23 protein-coding genes are annotated in these 21174 nt (G+C 71.9%); 7 read left to right on the top strand and 16 right to left on the bottom strand.

Translation table 11 applies throughout. The features are described 5' to 3' along the window. Positions 1-2: 2 nt before the first annotated feature. Both HQQ78_RS14980 and HQQ78_RS14975 read right to left on the bottom strand, forming a co-directional pair. Positions 3-647 (bottom strand): heme oxygenase (biliverdin-producing), encoded by a 645-nt coding sequence (locus HQQ78_RS14980; RefSeq protein WP_173154504.1) that lies wholly within the window; start codon positions 645-647, stop codon positions 3-5. 142 nt (positions 648-789) lie between these two features. Further along, positions 790-1242: a DUF4383 domain-containing protein gene (locus tag HQQ78_RS14975; protein WP_159825625.1), complete on the bottom strand. Its 453-nt coding sequence runs from the start codon at positions 1240-1242 to the stop codon at positions 790-792. Between the two features lie 183 nt (positions 1243-1425). Between HQQ78_RS14975 and HQQ78_RS14970 the strand changes: the two genes are divergently transcribed. Next, positions 1426-2355, top strand: a complete 930-nt coding sequence (locus HQQ78_RS14970) for a diacylglycerol kinase family protein (protein WP_043595950.1) — start codon at positions 1426-1428, stop codon at positions 2353-2355. A 96-nt stretch (positions 2356-2451) separates the two neighbouring features. Here the strand turns inward: HQQ78_RS14970 and HQQ78_RS14965 are convergent, their stop codons facing one another. Continuing rightward, positions 2452-3411 carry a helix-turn-helix domain-containing protein gene (locus tag HQQ78_RS14965; protein ID WP_056049799.1) on the bottom strand — a complete coding sequence of 320 codons (960 nt, stop codon included), beginning with the start codon at positions 3409-3411 and terminating at the stop codon, positions 2452-2454. A 118-nt stretch (positions 3412-3529) separates the two neighbouring features. Here HQQ78_RS14965 and HQQ78_RS14960 point away from each other — a divergent pair, with 118 nt between their 5' ends. After that, a complete protein-coding gene (locus HQQ78_RS14960; RefSeq protein WP_056049801.1) occupies positions 3530-4012 on the top strand; it encodes a glutathione peroxidase in 483 nt (160 codons plus the stop codon). Between the two features lie 19 nt (positions 4013-4031). On the opposite strand, the gene HQQ78_RS14955 is transcribed toward HQQ78_RS14960, so the two are convergent. Both HQQ78_RS14955 and HQQ78_RS14950 read right to left on the bottom strand, forming a co-directional pair. Then, the gene (locus tag HQQ78_RS14955) at positions 4032-5510 is read right to left on the bottom strand and encodes a signal peptidase I (protein WP_173154502.1); all 1479 of its coding nucleotides are present in this window, start codon (positions 5508-5510) and stop codon (positions 4032-4034) included. A gap of 114 nt (positions 5511-5624) precedes the next feature. Then, positions 5625-6224 (bottom strand): hypothetical protein, encoded by a 600-nt coding sequence (locus tag HQQ78_RS14950; protein ID WP_056049806.1) that lies wholly within the window; start codon positions 6222-6224, stop codon positions 5625-5627. 277 nt (positions 6225-6501) lie between these two features. On the opposite strand from HQQ78_RS14950, the gene HQQ78_RS14945 reads away from it, so the two are divergent. Further along, positions 6502-7032 carry a MarR family winged helix-turn-helix transcriptional regulator gene (locus HQQ78_RS14945; RefSeq protein ID WP_159825878.1) on the top strand — a complete coding sequence of 177 codons (531 nt, stop codon included), beginning with the start codon at positions 6502-6504 and terminating at the stop codon, positions 7030-7032. Positions 7033-7086: 54 nt separating this feature from the next. Here the strand turns inward: HQQ78_RS14945 and HQQ78_RS14940 are convergent, their stop codons facing one another. The 3 genes from HQQ78_RS14940 to HQQ78_RS14930 are packed head-to-tail and all read right to left on the bottom strand — an operon-like array spanning position 7087 to position 10569. Further along, positions 7087-7926 carry a hypothetical protein gene (locus HQQ78_RS14940; protein ID WP_371740412.1) on the bottom strand — a complete coding sequence of 280 codons (840 nt, stop codon included), beginning with the start codon at positions 7924-7926 and terminating at the stop codon, positions 7087-7089. After that, positions 7923-9098 carry a DNA adenine methylase gene (locus tag HQQ78_RS14935; RefSeq protein ID WP_371740413.1) on the bottom strand — a complete coding sequence of 392 codons (1176 nt, stop codon included), beginning with the start codon at positions 9096-9098 and terminating at the stop codon, positions 7923-7925. The genes HQQ78_RS14940 and HQQ78_RS14935 overlap by 4 nt, the downstream gene beginning before the upstream one ends. Before the next feature lie 19 nt (positions 9099-9117). Further along, positions 9118-10569 (bottom strand): GAF domain-containing serine/threonine-protein kinase, encoded by a 1452-nt coding sequence (locus HQQ78_RS14930; RefSeq protein ID WP_082460653.1) that lies wholly within the window; start codon positions 10567-10569, stop codon positions 9118-9120. Positions 10570-10710: 141 nt separating this feature from the next. Here HQQ78_RS14930 and HQQ78_RS14925 point away from each other — a divergent pair, with 141 nt between their 5' ends. Then, the gene (locus HQQ78_RS14925) at positions 10711-11421 is read left to right on the top strand and encodes an NADPH-dependent F420 reductase (RefSeq protein ID WP_256415794.1); all 711 of its coding nucleotides are present in this window, start codon (positions 10711-10713) and stop codon (positions 11419-11421) included. An 85-nt stretch (positions 11422-11506) separates the two neighbouring features. Here the strand turns inward: HQQ78_RS14925 and HQQ78_RS14920 are convergent, their stop codons facing one another. Beyond that, positions 11507-11932, bottom strand: coding sequence for a DUF4307 domain-containing protein (locus HQQ78_RS14920; protein WP_056049814.1), 426 nt, complete (start codon positions 11930-11932; stop codon positions 11507-11509). Positions 11933-12136: 204 nt separating this feature from the next. Continuing rightward, positions 12137-12307 carry a hypothetical protein gene (locus tag HQQ78_RS14915; RefSeq protein WP_173154500.1) on the bottom strand — a complete coding sequence of 57 codons (171 nt, stop codon included), beginning with the start codon at positions 12305-12307 and terminating at the stop codon, positions 12137-12139. A 343-nt stretch (positions 12308-12650) separates the two neighbouring features. Between HQQ78_RS14915 and HQQ78_RS14910 the strand changes: the two genes are divergently transcribed. Beyond that, the gene (locus HQQ78_RS14910; RefSeq protein WP_173154498.1) at positions 12651-13451 is read left to right on the top strand and encodes a GDSL-type esterase/lipase family protein; all 801 of its coding nucleotides are present in this window, start codon (positions 12651-12653) and stop codon (positions 13449-13451) included. On the opposite strand, the gene HQQ78_RS16540 is transcribed toward HQQ78_RS14910, so the two are convergent. Further along, positions 13448-14293 carry a septum formation family protein gene (locus HQQ78_RS16540; protein ID WP_173154496.1) on the bottom strand — a complete coding sequence of 282 codons (846 nt, stop codon included), beginning with the start codon at positions 14291-14293 and terminating at the stop codon, positions 13448-13450. The genes HQQ78_RS14910 and HQQ78_RS16540 overlap by 4 nt on opposite strands. 179 nt (positions 14294-14472) lie before the next feature. On the opposite strand from HQQ78_RS16540, the gene HQQ78_RS14900 reads away from it, so the two are divergent. After that, positions 14473-14745 (top strand): hypothetical protein, encoded by a 273-nt coding sequence (locus HQQ78_RS14900; protein WP_148053659.1) that lies wholly within the window; start codon positions 14473-14475, stop codon positions 14743-14745. Between the two features lie 24 nt (positions 14746-14769). On the opposite strand, the gene kdpC is transcribed toward HQQ78_RS14900, so the two are convergent. From kdpC to HQQ78_RS16530, 5 genes are read right to left on the bottom strand one after another with little or no spacing between them, the layout of a single operon-like run. Further along, positions 14770-15375: a potassium-transporting ATPase subunit KdpC gene (gene kdpC / locus HQQ78_RS14895; protein WP_173154493.1), complete on the bottom strand. Its 606-nt coding sequence runs from the start codon at positions 15373-15375 to the stop codon at positions 14770-14772. 31 nt (positions 15376-15406) lie between these two features. Continuing rightward, on the bottom strand, positions 15407-17566 hold the full coding sequence (gene kdpB / locus HQQ78_RS14890; protein ID WP_173154490.1) for a potassium-transporting ATPase subunit KdpB: 2160 nt from the start codon (positions 17564-17566) through the stop codon (positions 15407-15409). A 2-nt stretch (positions 17567-17568) separates the two neighbouring features. Then, positions 17569-19242 carry a potassium-transporting ATPase subunit KdpA gene (gene kdpA / locus HQQ78_RS14885; protein ID WP_173154487.1) on the bottom strand — a complete coding sequence of 558 codons (1674 nt, stop codon included), beginning with the start codon at positions 19240-19242 and terminating at the stop codon, positions 17569-17571. Next, a complete protein-coding gene (kdpF, locus tag HQQ78_RS16535; protein ID WP_071257733.1) occupies positions 19242-19331 on the bottom strand; it encodes a K(+)-transporting ATPase subunit F in 90 nt (29 codons plus the stop codon). The genes kdpA and kdpF overlap by 1 nt, the downstream gene beginning before the upstream one ends. Further along, the gene (locus HQQ78_RS16530; protein WP_156155567.1) at positions 19328-19468 is read right to left on the bottom strand and encodes a hypothetical protein; all 141 of its coding nucleotides are present in this window, start codon (positions 19466-19468) and stop codon (positions 19328-19330) included. Before HQQ78_RS16530 ends, kdpF begins: the two co-directional genes overlap by 4 nt. A gap of 210 nt (positions 19469-19678) precedes the next feature. On the opposite strand from HQQ78_RS16530, the gene HQQ78_RS14870 reads away from it, so the two are divergent. Next, complete coding sequence (locus tag HQQ78_RS14870) at positions 19679-20989, top strand: cytochrome P450 (RefSeq protein WP_173154484.1); 1311 nt, start codon at positions 19679-19681, stop codon at positions 20987-20989. Positions 20990-21174 lie beyond the last annotated feature (185 nt).

Genomic DNA, 21174 nt, shown 5'->3' with positions numbered 1-21174 from the left:
AGCTAGGCCGCGGCCTTCGCGGCGGCGAGGTCGGCGAACAGCTCGGTGCTGAAGCGGTACGCGGCGCACACCTCGTCGAGCACGTGCTCGCGCTCGTCGGCCGACCAGGCGACGGCGTCGAGCTGGCGGCGGTAGGTCGTCTTGAACGACTTCGGCTCGGCGATCTCGGCGAACAGGAAGAACCCGACGCCGTTCGTGTCGAATCCGAACCGACGCTGCAGGATGCTGCGGATCAGGTGCCCGCCCGACAGGTCACCGAGGCAGCGCGTGTAGTGGTGCGCGATGAAGCCGCCGGCCCAGGTCGACGCCTGCTCGATCCGATCGACGTACGCCTGCGTGGTCGGCAGCGGTGAGACCCGGGCCCGCCAGTCGGCACCGAGCAGGAACGCCAGGTCGGCCTCGATGGCCGGCAACCGGGTCAGCCCCGGGGCGAGGAACGGAGCCACCACCGGGTCGCCGGACCACCCCGCGGCGGCGTCCTCGAGGGCGGCGTAGACGAAGTAGTGCTGAGCGAGCAGCTGCACGTAGTCGTCCCGCGTGCCCCGGCCGATCAGCAGATCGGTCATGAACGAGCAGCCGACGTCGGCGGGGACCCGCTCGGCCGTACGCTCGCGCACCGCCTCGGAGAAGGGGATGACGACGGTCATGGTGCGCACCTCCTGGTCACCTGGGTTAGGTGACCCTAACCCTAGCCAGGGAGGCGCGGCGCCGGTAGCCCCCGGGGCCGATCCCGGCGGACGTGCAGCCGGATCGCAGCGCGTCGAGAGGTGCGGCGCCCTGCGGCAGGGGTCAGCGGCGGCGGCGCTCGGCACCCACGGCGGTCGCGAGCAGCAGCAGGCCGCCGACGAGGTGCGTGACGTTGTCGCCGAGGTTGAACGCCAGGAAGTTGACGTCGGTGCCCTCGAGGAAGAATCCGGCGACGCCGAAGATGACGAAGATCAGGCCGATCCAGGTGTTGATGTACCGCGCGCTCGCTCGCGACGACGCGCCGGCGATGATCAGCGCGGCACCGGCCAGCACCCAGACGACGACCAGCGCGGGGTTGAGGTTCCAGACGAACCAGAGCGACGCGCCCTGCGTGGAGAAGAACGTGCCCATGTCCTCGACGAGGAACCCGATGGCGCCGAGCAGGAGGAACACCGTGCCGACGAACAGGCCGGCCCCGCGGTTGGGCGACTCGCGGATGGTCGGCTCGTAGGGGGCCGGGGTCGCGGTCGTCGTGGTGCCGTGGGTGCTGCTCATGGTGAAGATGCCTCTCGTCCGTGGGTCAGCGTCCAGTATGCCCGCCGTGCGTCGCACCCGCCTCGGCGTCACACCCCCGGCCCGGCGTGACACCCCGGGAACGCGGGGTGTCGCGCCGGAACAGGGGTGTCACGCGGCCCGCGCGGGGCGCGGGGGGCGCGCGGGGCTGGCAAGATCGACGCCATGACCCCGACGCCCCTCCGCCTGGTCGTGGCGATCAACCCCGGCGCCTCCGCCGGCGGCCGGAAGCACCTCGCCGACGGCGTGCTCGCCGGGCTCCGCGGTGCCGGCCACACGGTCGTGCCGCTCACCGAGTCGAGCTACGACGACCTCGTGGCCGCCGCCCGTCGCGAGCTCGACCCCGACCACGGCGAGCGTCCCGACGCCCTGATCGTCGTCGGCGGCGACGGCATGGTGAACCTCGGGGCCAACCTCGTCGCGGGCACCGACGTGCCGCTGGGACTGGTGCCGACCGGCACCGGCAACGACACGGCCCGGGCGTTCGGGCTGCCCCACGACGACGCCGAGGCGGCCACGCGCCTCCTGGTCCGGCTGCTCGAGGGCGAGCCGACCACGATCGACGCCGGACGCGTGCTGCAGGCCGACGGCCGGGCCACCTGGTTCGCCTGCATGGTCTCGGCCGGCTTCGACGCCGTCGTGAACGAGCGGGCCAACCGGCTGAGCTGGCCGAAGGGGCGCCGCCGCTACGACGTCGCGCTCGCCATCGAGCTGGTGCGCCTGCCGCGCATCTCGTACCGCCTCGAGCTCGACGGGGTCGCCTCGACGGTCGAGGGCACCCTGATCTCGGTCGGCAACGGCCAGTCGCTCGGCGGCGGCATGAAGGTCACGCCCGACGCCGTGCTCGACGACGGGCTGCTCGACGTGCTCGTGGTGGAGCGGCTGACGCGCTGGCAGTTCGTCCGGCTGTTCCCGAGCGTGTTCCGCGGCACCCACCTGAGCCACCCGAACGTGACCGTGCACCGCGTGCGTCGGGCCGTGATCGAGGCCGACGGGGTCGCCGCCTACGCGGACGGCGAGCGCGTCGGGCCGCTGCCCGTCACGGTCGAGGTCGTCCCGGGCGCCCTGCGCGTCTACGCCGCCATCGGTCGCTGACCGCCGGATCGAGCCCGGGAGGCGCGCTCGGCGGCGAGGCGGCCCGGGAGGCGCGCTCGGCGGCGAGGCGGCCGCACGCTCCGGGCACCCCCGACCTCAGCCGCGGTGCAGCGTCTCGCGGGGGTACTCGCCGAACCGCTGCTGGTACGCGGCCGAGAACCGGCCGAGGTGGGCGAAGGCCCAGTGTCGGGCGACGTCGGCGACGGTCGTGGCGTCCGGGGCGGCCGCCCGCAGCGCGTCGTGCACGCGCTCGAGGCGGATCTCGCGCAGGTAGGCCGTGGGCGTGGTGTCGAGGTGACGACTGAACGCCTGTTGCAGCCCGCGCGGGGTGAGCCCCGCCTCCCGGGCGATGTCCACGGCCGAGATCGGCAGGTGGGCGCTGGCGTGCATGTATTCGACGGCGAGGCGGAGGCTCGCGTTGCGCGGTGCCAGCAACGCCGCGGGCATCTGGCTCGAGGTGTGGGCGAAGGTGTCGAGCAGGGCCACCGCGGCCATCCGGGCCATCTCGGTGCGCATCAGGTCGCTGGGCTCGCCCGAGCCCAGGTAGGCGCGTCCGATCAGACGGACCGTGGCGTGCCAGGCCTGCATCGCGGCGGACGAGACGGGGGCGGCGTGGTCGAAGCGGAGCGTGCCGGGCATGATGCCGTGCTGCTCGGCCGCGACCTCGTCGACGACCGACTTGGAGAGGTGGAGCAGGCTCTGGTTGACGTCCTCGGTGGTGAACTCGAAGTCCCGCCCCTCGGGGAAGAGGATCGGTCGCCCGACGGCTCCGGCCACCTCGTCGCGACCGTTGTCGATCGTGGAACGCCCGTCGAGCAGCCAGTGGACGACGTGCTCGTCACCCGCGGCCGCCTGCCCGTCGACGCGACCCATGAACATCGTCGACCGCAGGGTCATCGCCCCGTCGCCGACGATGGTGTGGCGGAACGAGAAAGGGGCCTCGGTGGGAGCGACGCGGAAACCCCGGCCGTTGTACCCGGCCTGCAGGATGTCGACCGCCTCGTCGAGATCGCGCCCCCGCGCGTCGAAGCGCATTTTGTCGTCGCGGGCAGCCATCTCAGCGAATTGTTGCACGCACTCCAAACCCCGCACCAGTCGATCCCAGGGGGGTTGACAGTCGCTCGGCGACGTGCCTGAGGGCCGGCTCGCAGCGGGCGGGCCTACGGTCGGACCCATGACGCTCGACGACATCACCCTGACCACGATCCGCGGCGAGTCCACCACGTTCGGCGCCTACGCCGACAAGGTCGTGATGGTCGTGAACGTAGCCTCCCGCTGCGGCCTCGCGCCCCAGTACGAGAAGCTCGAGGCGCTGCAGAAGCAGTACGGCGAGCAGGGCTTCACGGTGCTGGGCTTCCCCAGCAACCAGTTCTTCCAGGAGCTCTCGAGCGGCGAGGCCATCGAGGAGTACTGCTCGGCGACCTGGGGCGTGACCTTCCCGATGATGGAGAAGGTCAAGGTCAACGGTCGGGGTGAGCACCCGCTCTACACCGAGCTGAAGAAGGCCACCGATGCCGACGGCAAGGCCGGCCGCGTCAAGTGGAACTTCGAGAAGTTCGTGATCACGCCCGGCGGCGCCGTGCACCGCTTCCGTCCCACGACCGAGCCCGACGCCCCCGAGGTCGTCGCGGTGATCGAGGAGGCGCTGGCCGGCTGAGCAGACCCGCTGCGGTCGCTCAGTGGCCGGCCGCGTACCGGGCCTGCACGGCCGAGGCGCTCTGGGCCGAGTTGTTGTAGATCGTCGTGCCGTCGACCGAGCCGACGAAGTAGCCGTTGGTCGGAGCCGACGGCAGCCCGCTGAGCGGGGCGTAGCCGACCCGCCAGTAACCGGTGGCCGTCTGCACGGTCTTGTTCGTGCTGTCGGTGACGACGGCGACGCCGTCGACGTAGACCACCGTGCTCGTGCCCGAGAGGGTGGCGACCACGTGGTGCCAGGCGCCGTCGTTGTACGAGGCGGGCGTCGTCGTCGCCTTGGTCGTGGTCGTGGTGGGGCGCACGCCGAGGACGATCTTGCCCGCCGTGGTCAGGTACAGCGCGCGGTCGGCGGTCGTGTTCGTGCCGGTCTGTGCCGTCGTGAAGGCGGCCAGGGTGCCCCCGGCCGTGCTGGTCGTGCGGAACCAGGTCTCGATCGTGAAGGCGGCCTGGCCGGTGAGGTTGACCGCGGTCGTGACCTGACCCGTGCCGTCGAGCTGCAGGTAGGGGCTCTGGTTGGTGGCGCACGAGCCGGCGACGAACGTCGCCCCGCCGCTCAGGGTGCCCACTCGGGCGAACGAGCTGCCGTCGGTGGTGGTCGTGCCGGACGTCTCGTTGTACGGGAAACCGTACGAGGTCTGCGAGTTGTAGGTGTCCTGCAGGCAGTCGTAGTTCCCGGCACCGAAGCTCGAGGTCGGGTTGGCGGTCGGGGCGGCGAACGCGGCGTGCGCGCCACCGGACACGACGAGGGTGAGTGCGAGACCGCCACCGATCGCTGCCAGGCCGATCGCGCCTCCTGCGGTCCTCAGGCGACGGAGGCGCCGCTCGCGACGACGCTGGACGCGGCGGCCGGCGGGGACGGTCACCCGAGGCGACGCGGAACGCTCGTCACGCAGCAGGTACCGGTCGTTGCGGCTGAGCAGGACGACGAGGATCAGCAGTCCGCCGGTGACCAGCAGGTGGCCGTACTGGTGGGCCGCGGCCCAGACGAAGGGCGTTCCGACGTACGGCACGCGCAGGAACCCGACGCCGATGACGGCGCTGCGCTCGATCGGCGTCGAGTCGACGCTCAGGTTGGCGTCGCCCTTGGTGACGATCTGCCCGGCCTGGCCGTTGTCGTGGTAGCGGTGCAGCCGCAGGTGCCCGGCCTGGTCGGGGTCGTCGAAGAGGAGGACCTGACCACGGTGCACGTCGGACGCCGCCACGGGCTTCGCGACGACGACGTCGCCGGGGTGGATGCGGGGCTCCATCGAGCCGGTCATCACGGTCGTGGGGCTCCAGCCGAGGGCGGCGGGGGCGGCCGCGTAGACCATCAGGCCGAGCAGCGAGTAGAGCACGACGCGTGACGCGGTGCCGAGGGCCAGGCGCGTCCAGTCGAGCCACGGGCGAGAGGCACCCAGGGGCACGGTGATCGAGGCCGCGGCCGCGGTGGTGGGCCGCAGTTTCAGGTCGATCGTGCTCATGGGTGCCTCTGCTCGGGGGTGGTGCGGATGATGCGGTCTCGGGCCGCCTGGTGCGGTGGTGCGCGGTGCTGGTGCGGTGTCGCCGTGACGCGGGGGTCAGCCGCGGGACGGGCCTCAGCTGTTCTGGGCCTCCCAGGTGAGGCCGAGGCTCGCGGTGCCGCCCTGGGTCGTGTTGGGGGCGGTGTTCGAGACGGTGTAGGTCACCTGGTAGGTGCGGGTCTCGGACGCGGTGCCGGTGGGGGCCCAGGTGCCGACGCCGTTGGAGTAGTTGGTGTAGCTGGTACCGAAGGCGGCCAGCGTGCCGTTGTAGAGGCTCGAGCCCGCGGAGAGCGGGGTGAAGCCGGTGCACGAGCCGAAGCCGCCGCCGGTGCCCTGCACGACGCTCAGCGTGATGTTCGACGCGAGGTTGTTGGTCGTGGCGGCGCCCGTCCCGTAGAGCTTGACGGCCGAGGCGAGCGAGCCCGTGCTGGTGACGGCGATGCAGTTGCTGCCGGTCTGGCCGGGCTTGAGGTTCGTGGCGGTGAAGAGCGCGGTGTTGCTGTCGTCGTCGGTCAGGGCGACGGTGCCGGCGGTCCAGTTGCTGGTGGGGTTGACCGTGGTCGACGAGAAGGCCGAGTACGACGCCGTGGAGACGACGATGCCCGAGGCGACGAGGGCGGCGGGGATGGCGATCCAGGCGGCGATGCGGGCGATGCGGGGCGTGGGACGGGACATGGTGTGCTCCAGGGCGAGAGGGTGGAAAGGGGGGATGTCGGGGGCCACCCCGGCGAGGTGATTCAGGGGCTTCGCCGGTGAGAAGCTCACCTCCCGAACCGTTCCGGTTTCGAGTGGTCGTTGTTCTCAAGTGGTACGACAATCAAATTACTTGGACTCCGAGAGGCACGCAAGGCGAACCATGTCCCCAGTGGTGGGGGTGTCACGATCGTCGAGATTCTTGTTGACTGAGCCGGTGCCATGGACGGCACGCCCACACGCGTCACGGAGGACCCCCTTGCTCATCTCCCCACCCCGGGCCGACCCCGGCCTCATCACCGGCCCCGGCCTCACGCCCGACCCCGGCCTCGCCCCCGGCGACCTCGGCCGCCTGCTCGACTCGTTCCGCCTGTTGATGCTGAACCACTCGCGGGTGCTCGACCACCAGGGCGACCTCTTCGGGCTGGGCGACACCGACATCCGGTTCCTCTTCTACGTGTGGGCCACCGGCGACCTGGTCACCCCGAAGCGGGCGGCCGAGCACCTCGACCTCTCGTCGGGCGCGATGACCAACCTCGTCGACCGCCTCGTCGACGCCGGGCACCTCGACCGGCGCCGCAACCCGGACGACCGCCGCAGCGTCATCGTCAGCCGCACGCCACGCGGCGTCGAGGTCACGACGGCCATCGCGAGCGCCTACGCCGCCGCGTTCGCCGAGGTCGTGCCGGCGTCGCGACACGGTGCCCTCGCCGACACGCTGCTCGACCTCGGCCGGGCGTTCGACCGCCACGGGGTCGGCACGCGCGACGCACCCCACGCCGCCGCCTGACCCGCCTGACCCGCCTCGGCCGCGGGCCGCGGGCCGCGGGCCGCGGGCCGCGGCCTAGGGGATGAGGCGGCGCAGGCGTGCGGCGTCGGCCAGGTCGACCCGGAAGCGGTCGAGCGTCGACAGCGTGTAGAGCCCGTCGATCTGCTGGTCGACCCAGAGCTGGTGGATGCGCTTGAGGTCGGCCTGACGGCTCTTCCAGCCGATGCCGTCGATCACGGCCATGACGGTCTGTCGGGGCAGCCGCACGTCGGCCATCTCCTCGATCTCGCGGACGGCGTCGGTCAGCTTCGAACCGGTCGAGTCGAACCCCTTCGCCGCGACCACGATGGCGGGCTCCTCCGCCGAGGGGATCACCAGGTCGCACGGCGCCGTGCGGTTCGCCCGGCCGGTGAACCGCGTCCGCGTGCCGCAGGCGAGTCCGAGGTCACGGGCGATGGCCTCGATCTCGTCCTCGAGCCGCCGACCCGACACCCCGGCGCGGATCGCCGACGCCCGGGTGCCGGCCCGGGCCGAGAGCAGGTCGCCGAAGTCGTACGTGCGGTGCCGCTGGGACGCGACGAGACGGACGAGCTCGAACTCGTCGTCGAGGTGGGCGACCAGTTCGTCGGCCCGTCCCCGCGCGAGCGTCAGCCAGCTGGGGGTGTCGAAGGCGTGCCGCAGCGAATTGCGCAGCTTCTCCTGCGACAGCCCGACGGCCAGGCCGAGGGCGGGCACCCACGCCGGGTGCTGCCGGGTCCACTCGGCGAGGTGGTCGCGGTCGACGACGGGCAGGTCGCCGAGGCTCGCCGCGGCCCGGCCGAGGTCGGTCGCCGCGGCCGACGGAGCGGTCGGGTCGACGTGCGGGGTCATGCGGCCGAGCGAGGCGACGTACTCGTCGAAGGTGGGGATCGTCACGGTCGGTCCCTCCCGACGAAGACGTACTCGGTGGCCGCCGTGCGGGTCGCCGCGCGGTGCGTGCCGAAGCTGTAGGTGTGGTCGACCACGCGCACCTCGACGTGCGGCTTGACCGTGCGCATCAGCTGCTCGATGCGCTCGCGGCTCGGCACGGCGTTCGACGAGTACGACAGCACGAGCGCTCCGGCGTCGGCGAACTGCTCGAAGGTGCGCACGAGGGCGTCGTCGACCGTGCGCGGGTAGGCGAACGGCGTGAACAGCTTGGCGATCTTCTTCGTCTTGGTCTCGGTCATGATCGTCTGCCCCCGCCAGTACACGGCCAGCCCCTGCAGGAAGTGGTACCGCTTCATGTAGTCCGTGTCGTCCCGAGGAGGCGCGTAGGGCGGATCGAGGTACACCAGGTCGGCGGGTGGTCGCCCGAGGTCGGCGACGTCGCCCTCGACGGCCTCGTGCGCGAGCCCGTCGTCGAACACGGTGGCGCCGTAGGCCCGGACGGCCGCCCGGAACTGCTCGGCCATGGTCAGCCGCAGGTCGCGGCGTCCGTCGTCGTAGCGCGCCCCGGTGAAGGTGAAGACGCCCCGGGGCTGCTTGCGCGCCGCGGCCAGCACGAGGCCCGCGATCGCGAGGTCGCGCTCGGCACCGACGAGCCGGTCGACGTGCGACCAGGCCGAGTCGAGGAACGCCCGGTCGTCGGCCGAGAAGAACACGCCGTCGAAGGTGCGGCGGACGACGTCGCGGTCGTCCGCGGGCGGGCCGCAGATCTCGTCGACGAGCTCGTCGGACAGCGTCGTCGACCCGTTGACGACGGAGGCGCGGGCGATGACCGCGGGGAACGCCAGGAAGTCGTTGCTCACGACCTGGCGACCTTCCGCCTTCATCAGGTACGAGACGACGCCGGACCCGCTGAAGGCGTCGATCGCGGTCGAGGGCCGCACCGCGCCTCCTCGGCCTCCGGGTTCGCGGCTCGACACGGGCGCGACGCTCGAGAAGACGTCGTGCAGCACGGGCAGCAGCGCGTACTTCGAGCCCATGTAGCGCAGGCGGGGGAAGGCGGCGACGCGGGCGGGCACGGGGGCGGCCCCGGTCGCCGTGGCCCCGGGGGCGGCCCCGGTCGCGGAGGGCTGCCTCGCGGTGGGCCGGCTCGCGGCGGAGGGCACGAGCTCGACGGTCACCGGGCAAGTCTGCCGCACGTCAGCGGTCGGACGGGCTCCGGGTGCGGGAGTCGAGGTCGACGCGCTCAGCGTGCGGGACGCTGCCGGTGGTCGTGCCGGCGATGCGCAGGCTCTCTTGTCGCAGCTCGAGCTGGGCGACGACGAGCGCCGCGAGGTCGGCGAGGTTAGCGACCTGCTCGTCACTGGCCGTGCCCGGCTCGCGCCCGATCACCGAGAGGGTGCCGATCGTGTGGCCGTCGCGCCGGGTGAGGGGCACGCTGACGTAGAACCGCATGCCGAGCGGACCGGTGACCAGCGGGCTCGACGCCACGCGACGGTCGGTCGCGGCGTCCTCGATGACCAGCGGCTCGGACGAGTGGACGGCCCCGAGCGAGAGGTCGATGTGCCGGGCGATGTCGCCCACGGCGGGGTCGTAGTGGGTCGTGAACCACGTGCGGTCGTCGTCGATGACGGTCGCCAGGGCGATGGGCGCCGAGAACAGGCGGGCCGCCATGGCGGTGACGCGGTCGAGCGCCTCGTTGGGCAGGGTGTCGAGCACCTCGCTGTGGTCGAACGGCTCGGTGTCGCCCCCGCGCATCGAGCCGTCGCCGGTCGACAGGTCGCCCACGGCGTCGCGGTGCTCGGTCGTCTCGGTGATGACCACGTCGCGCATCATCGCGACGAGCTCGGCCCGCGTCGGCCGCTCGGCGGGGTCCCGGCGGGTCATCGCCCGCAAGGCGTGACGCCAGTGCTCGGGCAGCGGGTCGGGCAGCACCGGGTCGCGCGACAGCCGGGCCACGGCCGACTCGACGAGCGACCCCGGGAACTCGCGTCGACGCGTGAAGCACTGCAGCAGCACCAGACCGAGGCTGTAGACGTCGCTCGGGGGACCGACCTGGCCGCCCACGGCCTGCTCGGGGCTGAGGTACGCCGCGGTGCCGGTGGTGACCCCCTCGGCGGTGAGTCGTTCGACGTCCTCGGTGAGGGCGATGCCGAAGTCGGCGAGCTTGGCCCGGGCGCGGGCCGCCTCGTGGTCGCCGTAGTCGACGAGCAGGATGTTCGACGGCTTGATGTCGCGGTGCACGACCGCGTGGCCGTGGATGTAGTCGAGCGCCTCGGCCATGTCGTAGCCGATCTCGGCGATGTGCCGCGGGGCGAGCGCGCCGTGCCGCAGACGGTCTTCGAGGTTGAGGCCGGCGATCAGCGGCATCACGAGGAAGCGTTGCGGACCGTTCGGCCCCTGCTCGACGCCGGCGTCGAAGAGACCGACGAGGCCGTGGTGCTCGAGGCTCGACAGCACGCCGAGCTCGGCCTCTTGTCGGGCCGGGTCGACCATCGCGCTGTGGAAGACCTTGATCGCGACCGTGCGGTTGAGGCTCTCGTCGACGGCCTTGTAGACGGTCGCCATGCCGCCCCGGCCCACGACGGACTGCAGGCGGTAGCGCTCGGCGAGGACGCGATCGAGCGCGTCGTCCTGCTGTGGCGCGGCCATCGCCTCCCCCTCGTGACTGGTGTGTGGTCCATCCTGTCGCATGCGGGGCGATCTCGTGACGGTCCGGCGGATGACGATCGCATCACGACGAGGTCACGCCCACCGCCCGGGGACCCCGGCGCGAGCGGACCGGACCTTGCGATGCCCTGGGAGAACGCCGTCGTCGGGAAGGCATCGGGCGGGCCATCGGTTGCGTTGCGCATGACAACTTACGGAATCATCGGAGCAGGCAACATCGGCAGCCAGGTCGCCCGGGCGGTCATCGCCCACGGCCACGACGTCGTGATCAGCAACTCGCGCGGCCCCGAGACCCTGGCCGACCTCGTGGCCGACCTCGGCCCCAAGGCCCGGGCCGCCACGGCGACCGAGGCCGGCGAAGCGGGCGACGTCGTCGTCGTCACCGTCCCCCTCAAGAACGTCGACCAGGTGCCCGTCGAGCCGCTCGCGGGCAAGACCGTGATCGACACGAACAACTACTACTTCGAGCGCGACGGCCACATCACCGCGCTCGACGAGGGCACCGACACGACCGCCGAGATGCTGCAGCGCCACCTGCCCACCAGCACGGTCGTCAAGGGCTTCAACCACATCCCGGCCGACGACATCACGACCGACACCGCCCCGGCCGGCACCCCCGACCGCCGCGCGCTGGCCACGTCGAGCGACTCCCCCGAGGCCGTCGCGCTGATGACCGACCTCTACGACGAGCTCGGCTTCGACACCGTCGACGTCAGCCCGTTGTCCGAGAGCTGGCGCGTCGAGCGCGACCGCCCGGCCTACGTCGTCCGTCAGACGAAGGACGAGCTCGTCGCCAACCTGGCGAAGGCGAACCGGGTGCCGCAGGCCTCCTGACCCGGCCGGGCGGTGACGCCGCCTGACGAACGCGACCCGCGCCTCCTGCAGGAGGCGCGGGTCGCGTCGTTCGTGGAGGTGCCGGTCAGAGCACCCAGCAGCGGTAGGCCGAACCGGTCACGGCTCGCTCGCTGGTCACGAGCGAGGTCGTGTAGGTCTGGGTGAACGTGTCGACCGCGGGCAGGTCGACGACCTTCCACCCGACCACCGCGCGGTTCTCGTTCAGCGCCTGCACCGCGCAGCCGACGTCCGTGCCGCCCGCGACGTTGATCGTGTACTGCACCTGGACGGCGTCGTCGCCCGCGACGGTGAAGCCGTAGTGGCTCACCTCGAGCTCGGCCGAGTCGCCGTCGAACGCGACGAGCACGACCCAGGCCGCCACCACGACGGCCACGACGGCACCCGCGACGAGAGCGATCAGTCGCGATCGACGGGTTCGGCCCGGCCGCCGGCCGTACCGACTGTCGAGCCGTGAGGCCGGATCGGCGCGCGCCGGGTCGAGGGTCTGCATGGCGTCAAGGGTAGGAGGCGCCGGCTCGGAACCGCATGGACGTCACGTCCCGCGGTGGCCGGCCCGCCAACACGGGCCGCCTGGACGGCTCGGGCCGCCTGAGGGGTCGGGCCGCCTCGAGGGGTCAGGCCGCCTCGGCCTCGAAGAGCGTCGACAGGTCGAGGGGCTCGGTGGGGGCGAGTTCGACGTAGACGAGGTCGTCGTTCACAGGAAGAGCCCGTTGCTGAGGAAGAGCGCGGCGACGAGGCTCGCGCTGGCGCCGACGGCTGCCGTGGCGATGACGAAGAGGGTCGCCTGGCGTTCGGTCTCGCGGACCTCGGAGAAGGGGCTGTGGTCCGCGTCGATGCGGCGACGCGACGGCGTGAGGAGTGTCAAGGTGTGTCCGATCTCGGCAGCCCTGTGCTGCCTGCCCGTGATGCTGTTGCCGGAGGGGGCGCGACCCGGTCGCATCCCGCACCGCCCGTGAAGTTGGTGCACAGGAATGAAACCACGGGATAGCTAGTCCCTCTAACTACTCGACCGGGCTGTTCGCATTGCGGACAGCGCCCCCTCTCCGTCGTCGACGACGCCAGCCCCGAGGCCTGATTTCCCGGCCTTCTGCGCCACCCACCCCCGAAAGGGGAATGTCCTCATTTCGGGGGACCGGCAGACTGACCTCGGTCTCGGGACGAGACCGGCGGAGGCCGCGCCTCCTGCACTGCACGGATTGCGAACGCACATGCCCCTGGTCGAGACCCCGACCCCCCGCCCGCACGGCCGCCTGATCGCGGCCGTCCTGCGCGCCTCCCAGCCCCTCTTCCGCCTGCACCTCGCGCTGTACCGGCGCGAGGTGGCGCGGGCGCCCTACCCCCGCGACGCCCGCCGCATGACCGTCGACGGCCCGGACCCCGTGCACCTGCTCTTCGTCGGCAGCATCGCCGTCGAGGGCTTCGGCGTGCTCGCGCACGACCTGACCTGCGCCAGCCAGACCGCCCGCCTCGTCGGCTCGGCCCGGGGCCGCGGCGTCACCTGGCGCGAGGTCTCGGCACCCGTGCTCACCGCCGCCGAGGCCGCCTGCGTCGAGCTGCCGACCGAGCCCGCGGAGGCGGCGGTGGTGCTGCTCGGCATCTGTGACGTCCTGCTGGCGACCGGGGGCGCCTCCTGGGAGGCCGACCTCCGCCGTCTCGCCGACCGGGTGCGCGAGACGGCCGGCCCCGACTGCCGCATGGTCTACGTCGGCATCCCGCCGATGGCCGAGTTCCGGCCGATCCCCCCGGTCGCCAAGCGACTGCTGACCCGCCAGATCGAACGGCTGAACGCGCTGACGGCCCGGGTCGCCCTGACCACGCCCGGCGCGTCCTGGGTGCCGTTCCCCGAGTGGCGGTCCGAGGGGATGTACCACCAGGAGCTGCTGTCGTGGGCCACCATGCACCGACGCTGGGGGCAGGCGATCGCGCCGGCCGTGGTGAGGTCGCTCGGGGGCGTCACCGCCGCCGAGGCGCGGCACGAGACCCACGCCGAGCCGGGAGTCCCGGCCTAGACGCCCGAGTCCGCCAGGCTGCCGACGCGGGTCGTGCCGTAGGTGTACGCGTAGCAGACGACCGAGCGCTCGCCGTCGTCCCAGCCCTTCTCGGTGGGGGCGAGCACGCCGTAGTCGGCGAGGGACTCGTCGTACGAGGCCCCGACGTAGTCGCTGAAGGCCGCGTCGCAGAGGTCGGCCGCCTCGTCCAGGACCTCGTAGCCGCCGGGGAACGCCCCGCCGTCCAGCTCGTCCACCAGGTAGGCCTCTTCGTCGTGGGCCTCGTCGCACGAGGCGGTCTCGACGTCGCCGGTGCCCTCGCGACCGAGGTCGCCGACGGTGAAGCAGGTGCCGACGTCGAGCCCGTCGACGCCGGTCACGCCCGAGAAGTCGAGGGGGTAGAGGTAGTCGCCGTAGACGGCGTCCGAGCCGAAGTACGTGGTGGGGTCCTCGTCGGCGTACGACGAACCGTCGTCGTATCCGTAGCCGGCCGCCCCGCCGGCGAGCGACATCCCGCCGAGCAGGCCGGCCCCGCCGCCGACGATCAGGGCGACGACCGCCGCACCGACGATCGCGAGGACCCAGGGGGTCCTCGACGGCTGCGACGGCAGGGCGGGGAGGAACGCGGGAGACGCGGCGTAGGGGTCCTGCGTCGGCCACGCCTGCCAGGGGGCCTGGGCCTGCGGCTGGGGCTGGGGCTGGGGCTGCTGCTGCTGCTGCTGCGGCCACCCGGGCGACTCAGACCCGGGCTGGGGCCACCCCTGCGGCTGCTGCTGCGGCTGCGGCTGCTGCTGCGGCTGCTCGGGCTGCTGCCATCCCTGCGGTCGCTGCTCGGGTGCGCCCGGCTCGATCGGTGTGCTCACGGTCGTCCCCTTCGTGGACCGGGCGGTCGGATCACCGGGTCACGCCGGATCATATCCAGCCCCGGGCACCCCGCTCGACCCCCTGTCCGGGAAGACGATCGTGATCTGGTTGCCCGCCCTCCCGGCCTGACCTACACTCGATCCGTTCGAACACACGTTCGAACGTGCAGGAGGACGACATGAGCACCCAGACCACCCACGAGCCCGTCGCGCTGTGGTTCGAGCGCGACCTGCCGGCGCGGCTGGTCTGGTCCTGCCGACGGTGGCGGGTGAGCGACACCCCGACCGAGCTGCGGGTCGAGCCGGCCGTGACGCCCCCCTTCATCACGCACCCGCCCCGTCGCTTCGTCGGCTGGCGTTTCCAGGCCACCGACGACGACGACACGACCCACATGTTCGAGGTCGTCCTCGGCACCGACGGCGGGTGGGTGCTGGGCCGCGTCTACGACTGACCTGGAGGTCGCGGCGCGCCGGCCTCAGCGTCCCGTCTCGGCCAGGGCTGCGTTGAGCTCGAGCACGTTCACGGTGGGCTCGCCCAGGTAGCCGAGGTCCCGGCCCTGGGTGTGCTCCTCGACGAGCGCCTCGACGTCCGCGACCGGCAGGTCCCGTGCCGCGGCGACCCGATCGACCTGGATGCGCGCGTACTCGGGGCTGATGTGCGGGTCGAGCCCGGACGCGGAGGCGGTGAGCGCGTCGACGGGGACGTCCTCCGGGGCGACGCCGTCGCTCTCGGCGATCGCCGCCCGTCGCTCCTCGACGGCGGCGACGAGGTCCGGGTTCTCGGGACCGAGGTTGCTGCCGCTCGACGCCGAGGCGTCGTAGCCGTCGCCGGCGGCCGAGGGCCGCGACTGGAACCACTCGGGCAGGGCGGCACCATCGGCGTCGGTGAACGACTGCCCGATGAGCGACGAGCCGACGGTCCGCCCGTCGACCCGGACGGCGGAACCGTCCGCCTCACCGCCGGGGACGAGCTGGCCGATCCCGGTGACGGCGGCCGTGTAGGCCACGCCGAGGACGGCGGTGAAGACGAGCATCGCGCGGAGGGCGACGCCGTACTGGCGGAACAGGGTGCGGGTGTTCATGGTCTCTCTCTCGTTGGTCGTCCGCGCCGGCTCAGAAGCCGGGCAGCAGGCTGACGATCAGGTCGATGATCTTGATGCCGACGAACGGGGCGACGACGCCGCCGAGTCCGTAGACGAGGAGGTTGCGCGACAGGATCGACGACGCCGACGCCGCCCGGTACGCCACGCCGCGCAGGGCGAGCGGGATGAGCACGACGATCACGAGAGCGTTGAACACGATCGCCGACAGGATCGCCGAGGCCGGAGAGGACAGCTGCATGACGTTCAGCAGCCCGAGGCCCGGGAACACCCCGGCGAACATGGCCGGGATGATCGCGAAGTACTTCGCGACGTCGTTGGCGATCGAGAACGTCGTGAGGGCACCCCGGGTGATGAGCAACTGCTTGCCGATGCGGACGATGTCGATCAGCTTCGTCGGGTCGCTGTCGAGGTCGACCATGTTGCCGGCCTCCTTGGCGGCCGAGGTGCCGGTGTTCATCGCGACGCCGACGTCGGCCTGGGCCAGGGCCGGGGCGTCGTTGGTGCCGTCGCCGGTCATCGCGACGAGCGCGCCTCCTTCTTGTTCCCGGCGGATGAGGGCGAGCTTGTCCTCCGGGGTGGCCTCGGCGAGGTAGTCGTCGACGCCGGCCTCGGCCGCGATCGCCTTGGCGGTCAGGGGGTTGTCACCGGTGATCATGACCGTGCGGATGCCCATGCTGCGCAGCTCGGCGAACCGTTCGCGCAGGCCGGCCTTGACGACGTCCTTGAGGTACACGACGCCGAGGACGCGAGCGTCCGAGGCCGTGCTCTTGATCGCGACGACCAGGGGGGTCCCTCCGGCGTTCGAGATCTCGTCGATGCGGGCCTGCAGTTCGTCGTGCTCGGCGCCGGCGAAAGGGCGGTCCTCCTCGACCCAGGCGATGACGGAGGCGCCGGCGCCCTTGCGGATCTGCGTGCCGTCGGGCAGGTCGAGGCCCGACATGCGGGTCTGGGCGGTGAAGGGCACGATCTCTCCCGGCCGACCGTCGGCGTCGTGCCACCCCGTCGTGAGGGCGAGGTCGACGATCGACTTGCCCTCGGGGGTCGGGTCGCTGAGCGAGGACCGGGCGGCGGCGTCGACGAGTTCGGCGCGGGCGATGCCGTCGAGCGGGGTGAACTCGGCCGCCTGCCGGTTGCCGTAGGTGATGGTGCCGGTCTTGTCGAGCAGCAGCGTCGTGACGTCACCCGCGGCCTCGACCGCGCGGCCCGACATCGCGAGCACGTTGCGCTGCACGAGACGGTCCATGCCCGCGATGCCGATGGCGCTGAGCAGCGCACCGATCGTCGTGGGGATGAGGCAGACAAGCAGGGCGATGAGCACGGGGATGCTCACCGACGCGTCGCTGTAGGCCGCGATGGGGTTGAGCGTCAGCGTCACGACGACGAAGACGATGGACAGGCTCGCGAGCAGGATGTTCAGCGCGATCTCGTTCGGCGTCTTCTGACGCGAGGCTCCCTCGACGAGACGGATCATGCGGTCGACGAAGGTCTCGCCGGGCTTGCTCGTGATGCGCACGACGACCCGGTCGGACAGCACGCGGGTGCCGCCGGTGACCGCGCTGCGGTCGCCGCCCGACTCGCGGATCACCGGGGCGGACTCGCCCGTGATGGCCGACTCGTCGACGCTCGCGATGCCCCAGACGATGTCGCCGTCACCCGGGATCAGCTCGCCGGCGGTCACGACGACCGTGTCGCCGAGCGTCAGGTCGGCCGAGGACACCGACTCCGAGGAGGCGCGCTCGGCATCGGCGTCGGACGTCGCGTCGTACGAGACCACGCGCCGGGCGGTGGTGCTGGTGCGGGTCGCCTTGAGGGTCTCGGCCTGTGCCTTGCCGCGCCCCTCGGCGACGGACTCGGCGAGGTTGGCGAAGACGACGGTGAGCCAGAGCCAGACGGCGATGGCCCAGGTGAAGGAGCCGGGGACGGGCGAGCCGCCCGAGGTCTCGGGACCGGTGAAGAGACCGGCGATCGCGAGGACCGTCGTGTAGGCGGCGCCGACCTCGACGATGAACATGACGGGGTTGTGCCACATCTCGCGCGGGTCGAGTTTGCGGAAGGCGCCGGGCAGGGCCGCGACGAGTTGGGCGGCGCCGAACGCGCCTCCTCGGTTCGTCGGGGCCTGGTCGCCCTCGCGTTCGTGGTCGGTGGTGGGGGTGTCGGTGGATACGGACATGGTCACTTCAGCCCTTCGGCGAGCGGTCCCAGTGCGAGGACGGGGAAGTAGGTCAGCGCGGTGATGATCACCGAGACGCCGGTGAGCAGGCCCACGAACTGCGGGCGGTGGGTGGGCAGGGTCCCGGCGGTGGCGGGGACCCTGTCCTGTGCGGCGAAGGAGCCGGCGAGGGCGAGCACGAGCACGATCGGGAGGAACCGTCCGAGCAGCATCGCGACGCCGAGGGTGGTGTTGAACCACGGCGTGTTCGCCGTCAGGCCTGCGAACGCCGAGCCGTTGTTGTTCGCGGCGGAGGTGAAGGCGTAGAGCACCTCGCTGAAGCCGTGCAGGCCCGGGTTCCAGATCGACGTGCCCTCGACGTCGGCGCGCACGGCGGGGATCGCGAAGCTCAGTGCCGTGGAGGCGAGCACGATGGTCGGCGTGACGAGGATGTAGAGGCTGGCGAGCTTGATCTCGCGCGGCCCGATCTTCTTGCCGAGGTACTCGGGGGTGCGGCCGACGAGCAGGCCGGCGATGAACACCGTGATCACGGCGAGCACGAGCATGCCGTACAGGCCGGAGCCGACGCCGCCGGGGGCGATCTCGCCGAGCATCATGTTCAGCATCGCCATCATGCCGCCGAGCGCGGTGTACGAGTCGTGCATCGAGTTGACGGCACCCGTCGAGGTCAGCGTGGAGGTGGTCCCGAAGAGGGTCGATCCCCAGATGCCGAACCGCGCCTCCTTGCCCTCCATCGCGCCGCCGGCGAGTTGGGTCGCCGTGCCGGCGCCCCGCAGCTCGAACCACGTCATGGCGCTGAGCGAGACGGCGAAGATCGTCGTCATCACCGCCGCGATCGCGACGCCCTGCTTCGTGGAGCCGACCATGCGGCCGAAGGTGCGAGGCAGCGAGAACGGGATGACGAGCATCAGCACGACCTGGAACACGCTCGTCCAGGCGGTCGGGTTCTCGAACGGGTGCGAGCTGTTGGCGTTGAAGAAGCCGCCGCCGTTCGTGCCGAGCAGCTTGATCGCCTCCTGCGAGGCCGCGGGGCCGCCGGGGATCGTCGCGCTGCCGCCGGTGAGGGTCGTGACATCGGTGAATCCCGCGAAGTCCTGGATCACGCCGCCGGCGACCAGGACGATCGCCGACACGAAGGCCAGGGGCAGGAGGAGACGCGTGATCGAGCGGGTCAGGTCGACCCAGAAGTTGCCGAGCGTGCCGCTCCTCGCCCGGGCGAGCCCGCGGATCAGTGCGACGGCGACGGCGATGCCGACGGCCGCGGAGACGAAGTTCTGGACGGCGAGTCCGCCGAGCTGGACGGCGTAGCCGAGGGTCACGTCGGGCGAGTACGACTGCCAGTTGGTGTTCGTGACGAAGGAGGCCGCGGTGTTGAACGACAGGCCCCCGGGCACGGCCGGGAAGCCGAGCGAGTACGGCAGGAACGCCTGGAGGCGCTGGATCGCGTAGACGAGGAGGACCCCGACCACCGAGAACGTCAGGACGCCTCGGAGGTAGGCCGGCCAGGTCTGTTCCGACGTCGGGTCGACGCCGACGAGGCGGTAGAAACCGCGCTCGACGCGGGCGTCCCTCGCGGTGGTGAAGATCCTCGCCATGTGGTCGCCGAGGGGGCGGTACGCGACGACGAGGACCACGACGACCGTGAGGATCTGGAGGATGCCGAACAGAGCGTCCATCAGAAGCGCTCGGGCTTCACGAGGGCGTACACGAGGTACGCCAGGGCGGCCACGGCGAGGACGGCGGCCCCGATGCTGAACACGATCACAGCTTCTCGACCCCCTTCGCCACGAGGGACACCACTGCGAACACAGCGATGACGGCGAGCACGTACACGATGTCGAGCACTACGACTCCAAGGAGGACGATCGACGGGCCGGACGGCCCGGTGCCCGTCGTGGGCACAGCGAGTCAGTAGACACCGCGCCGCCTCGCCGATCGCGGGCCCTTACGTCTTCCCTACGGCAATCGCCGTCTTCCTCACGGACACCACACGCTCACCACACGCCCACCGGGGACGGGAGGCGCGACGACGGCGACGACGCTCCGACGGATGGCCGTGACCTCGGCGAGATCGCCTGGGCGCGAGTGCGCGAGCGCTGGCACGATGGCCGCATGTTCCCCTCGACACCCAGGACGAACCCGCTTCGCGACGACTCGATCGCCCTGCTCACCCGGGGTTACGGTTTCGGTGCGCGCCTCTGGGAGCGAACGCGGACGGGCGCCCGGGCCGTGCCTCTCCGCCTGCTCGGGCGGGAGGCGCTGCTGGTTCGGGGTGCCGAGGCCGTCGAGCTCTTCTACGACGAACGGCAGATCGCTCGGCACGGGGCCATGCCCGCGATCGTCCAGCAGACGCTCTTCGGCACCGGGTCCGTGCACAGCCTCGACGGAGCGGAACACCGGCACCGCAAAGCGACGTTCCTCGACGTCGCGTACGAGGACGAACAGGTCGCCCGGCTGACGCCCCTGCTCGAACGGGAGTGGCGGCACGAGATCGATGCCTGGCTGTCCGGGGGTCGACGCTCCGCCTACGATGCAGCCGTCGGGGCGTTCGGTCGCGCGAGCATGAGGTGGGCGGGCCTGCCGGGAACCCCGGAGGCGCGGACCCGCTGGTCGGCCCGCCTCGCGCAGATCGTCGACGGCTTCGGTGTGCCGTACTCCCCCGAGTACCTGCTGGCAGCGGTGAACCGTGCCTGGTCCGATCGGCACGCTCGCCGCCTCGTCGAGGCGGTTCGCGCCGGCGCTCTCGAGCCCGGGGAAGGCACGGCCCTCGACGAGTGGGCTCGGCACCGGGACCCCGAGGGCGAGCTGCTGCCCGCGAAGCTGGCGGGGATCGAGCTGCAGAACAGCGTCCGCCCGATGATCGCGGTGGCCCGCTTCGTCGCGTTCGCCGCGAAGGCACTGCACGACCACCCCGAGTGGCGGAGGCGGATCGCCGAGGAAGCCACCGACCGTGGAACGTCGACCGGTGGGCCGCTCGCCGTCGCGTTCGCGCAGGAGGTCCGGCGGACCGCGCCGTTCGTCCCGATGCTGCCCGGCTGGGCGCGCCACGACGTCGAGATCGACGGACGGGAGCTCCCCGCCGGCGGGCGGGTCCTGCTCGACATCCTCGGCACCGACACGGATGACGCCTCCTGGAACCGCGCCTCCGAATTCGATCCGGAACGTTTCGTGGGCGTCGACGACTACGAGGCGATCTCGACGTTCATCCCTCACGGTGGCGGGGACCCTGCGGGCGGACACCGATGCCCCGGTGAGAAGCTCGCCATCGCCGGCCTCGCCGCCGCCGTCACCGCGCTCAGCGACCCTCGCCTGGCGATCCTCGACGACGGGCTCGACGTCGACCGGCGACGGCTGCCCACGAAACCGTCGTCCGGCGGCCGGGTCCGCGCAGCCGGAGCGCCTTCCCGGTGCCCGTTCCACTGACGGCACCGCGACGCGATCGGCCTTACCTCCGAGCGGGGGTTCTCGGCAACCCCTCTTCGCGCATCCGGCCCCGGGCATAGACACGATCCATGCCGATCCCCACCCGCGGTTTCGCTCACCTCGTCGCCTTCGTCCTGCTCGTCGCCGTCACGGGACGAGCCGACTCCGTCGCCGGCCACGTGCGA

The sequence above is a fragment of the Frigoribacterium sp. VKM Ac-2859 genome (assembly GCF_013204925.1).
Taxonomy (GTDB): domain Bacteria; phylum Actinomycetota; class Actinomycetes; order Actinomycetales; family Microbacteriaceae; genus Frigoribacterium.
This window is presented reverse-complemented; position numbering and strand designations above follow the sequence as displayed.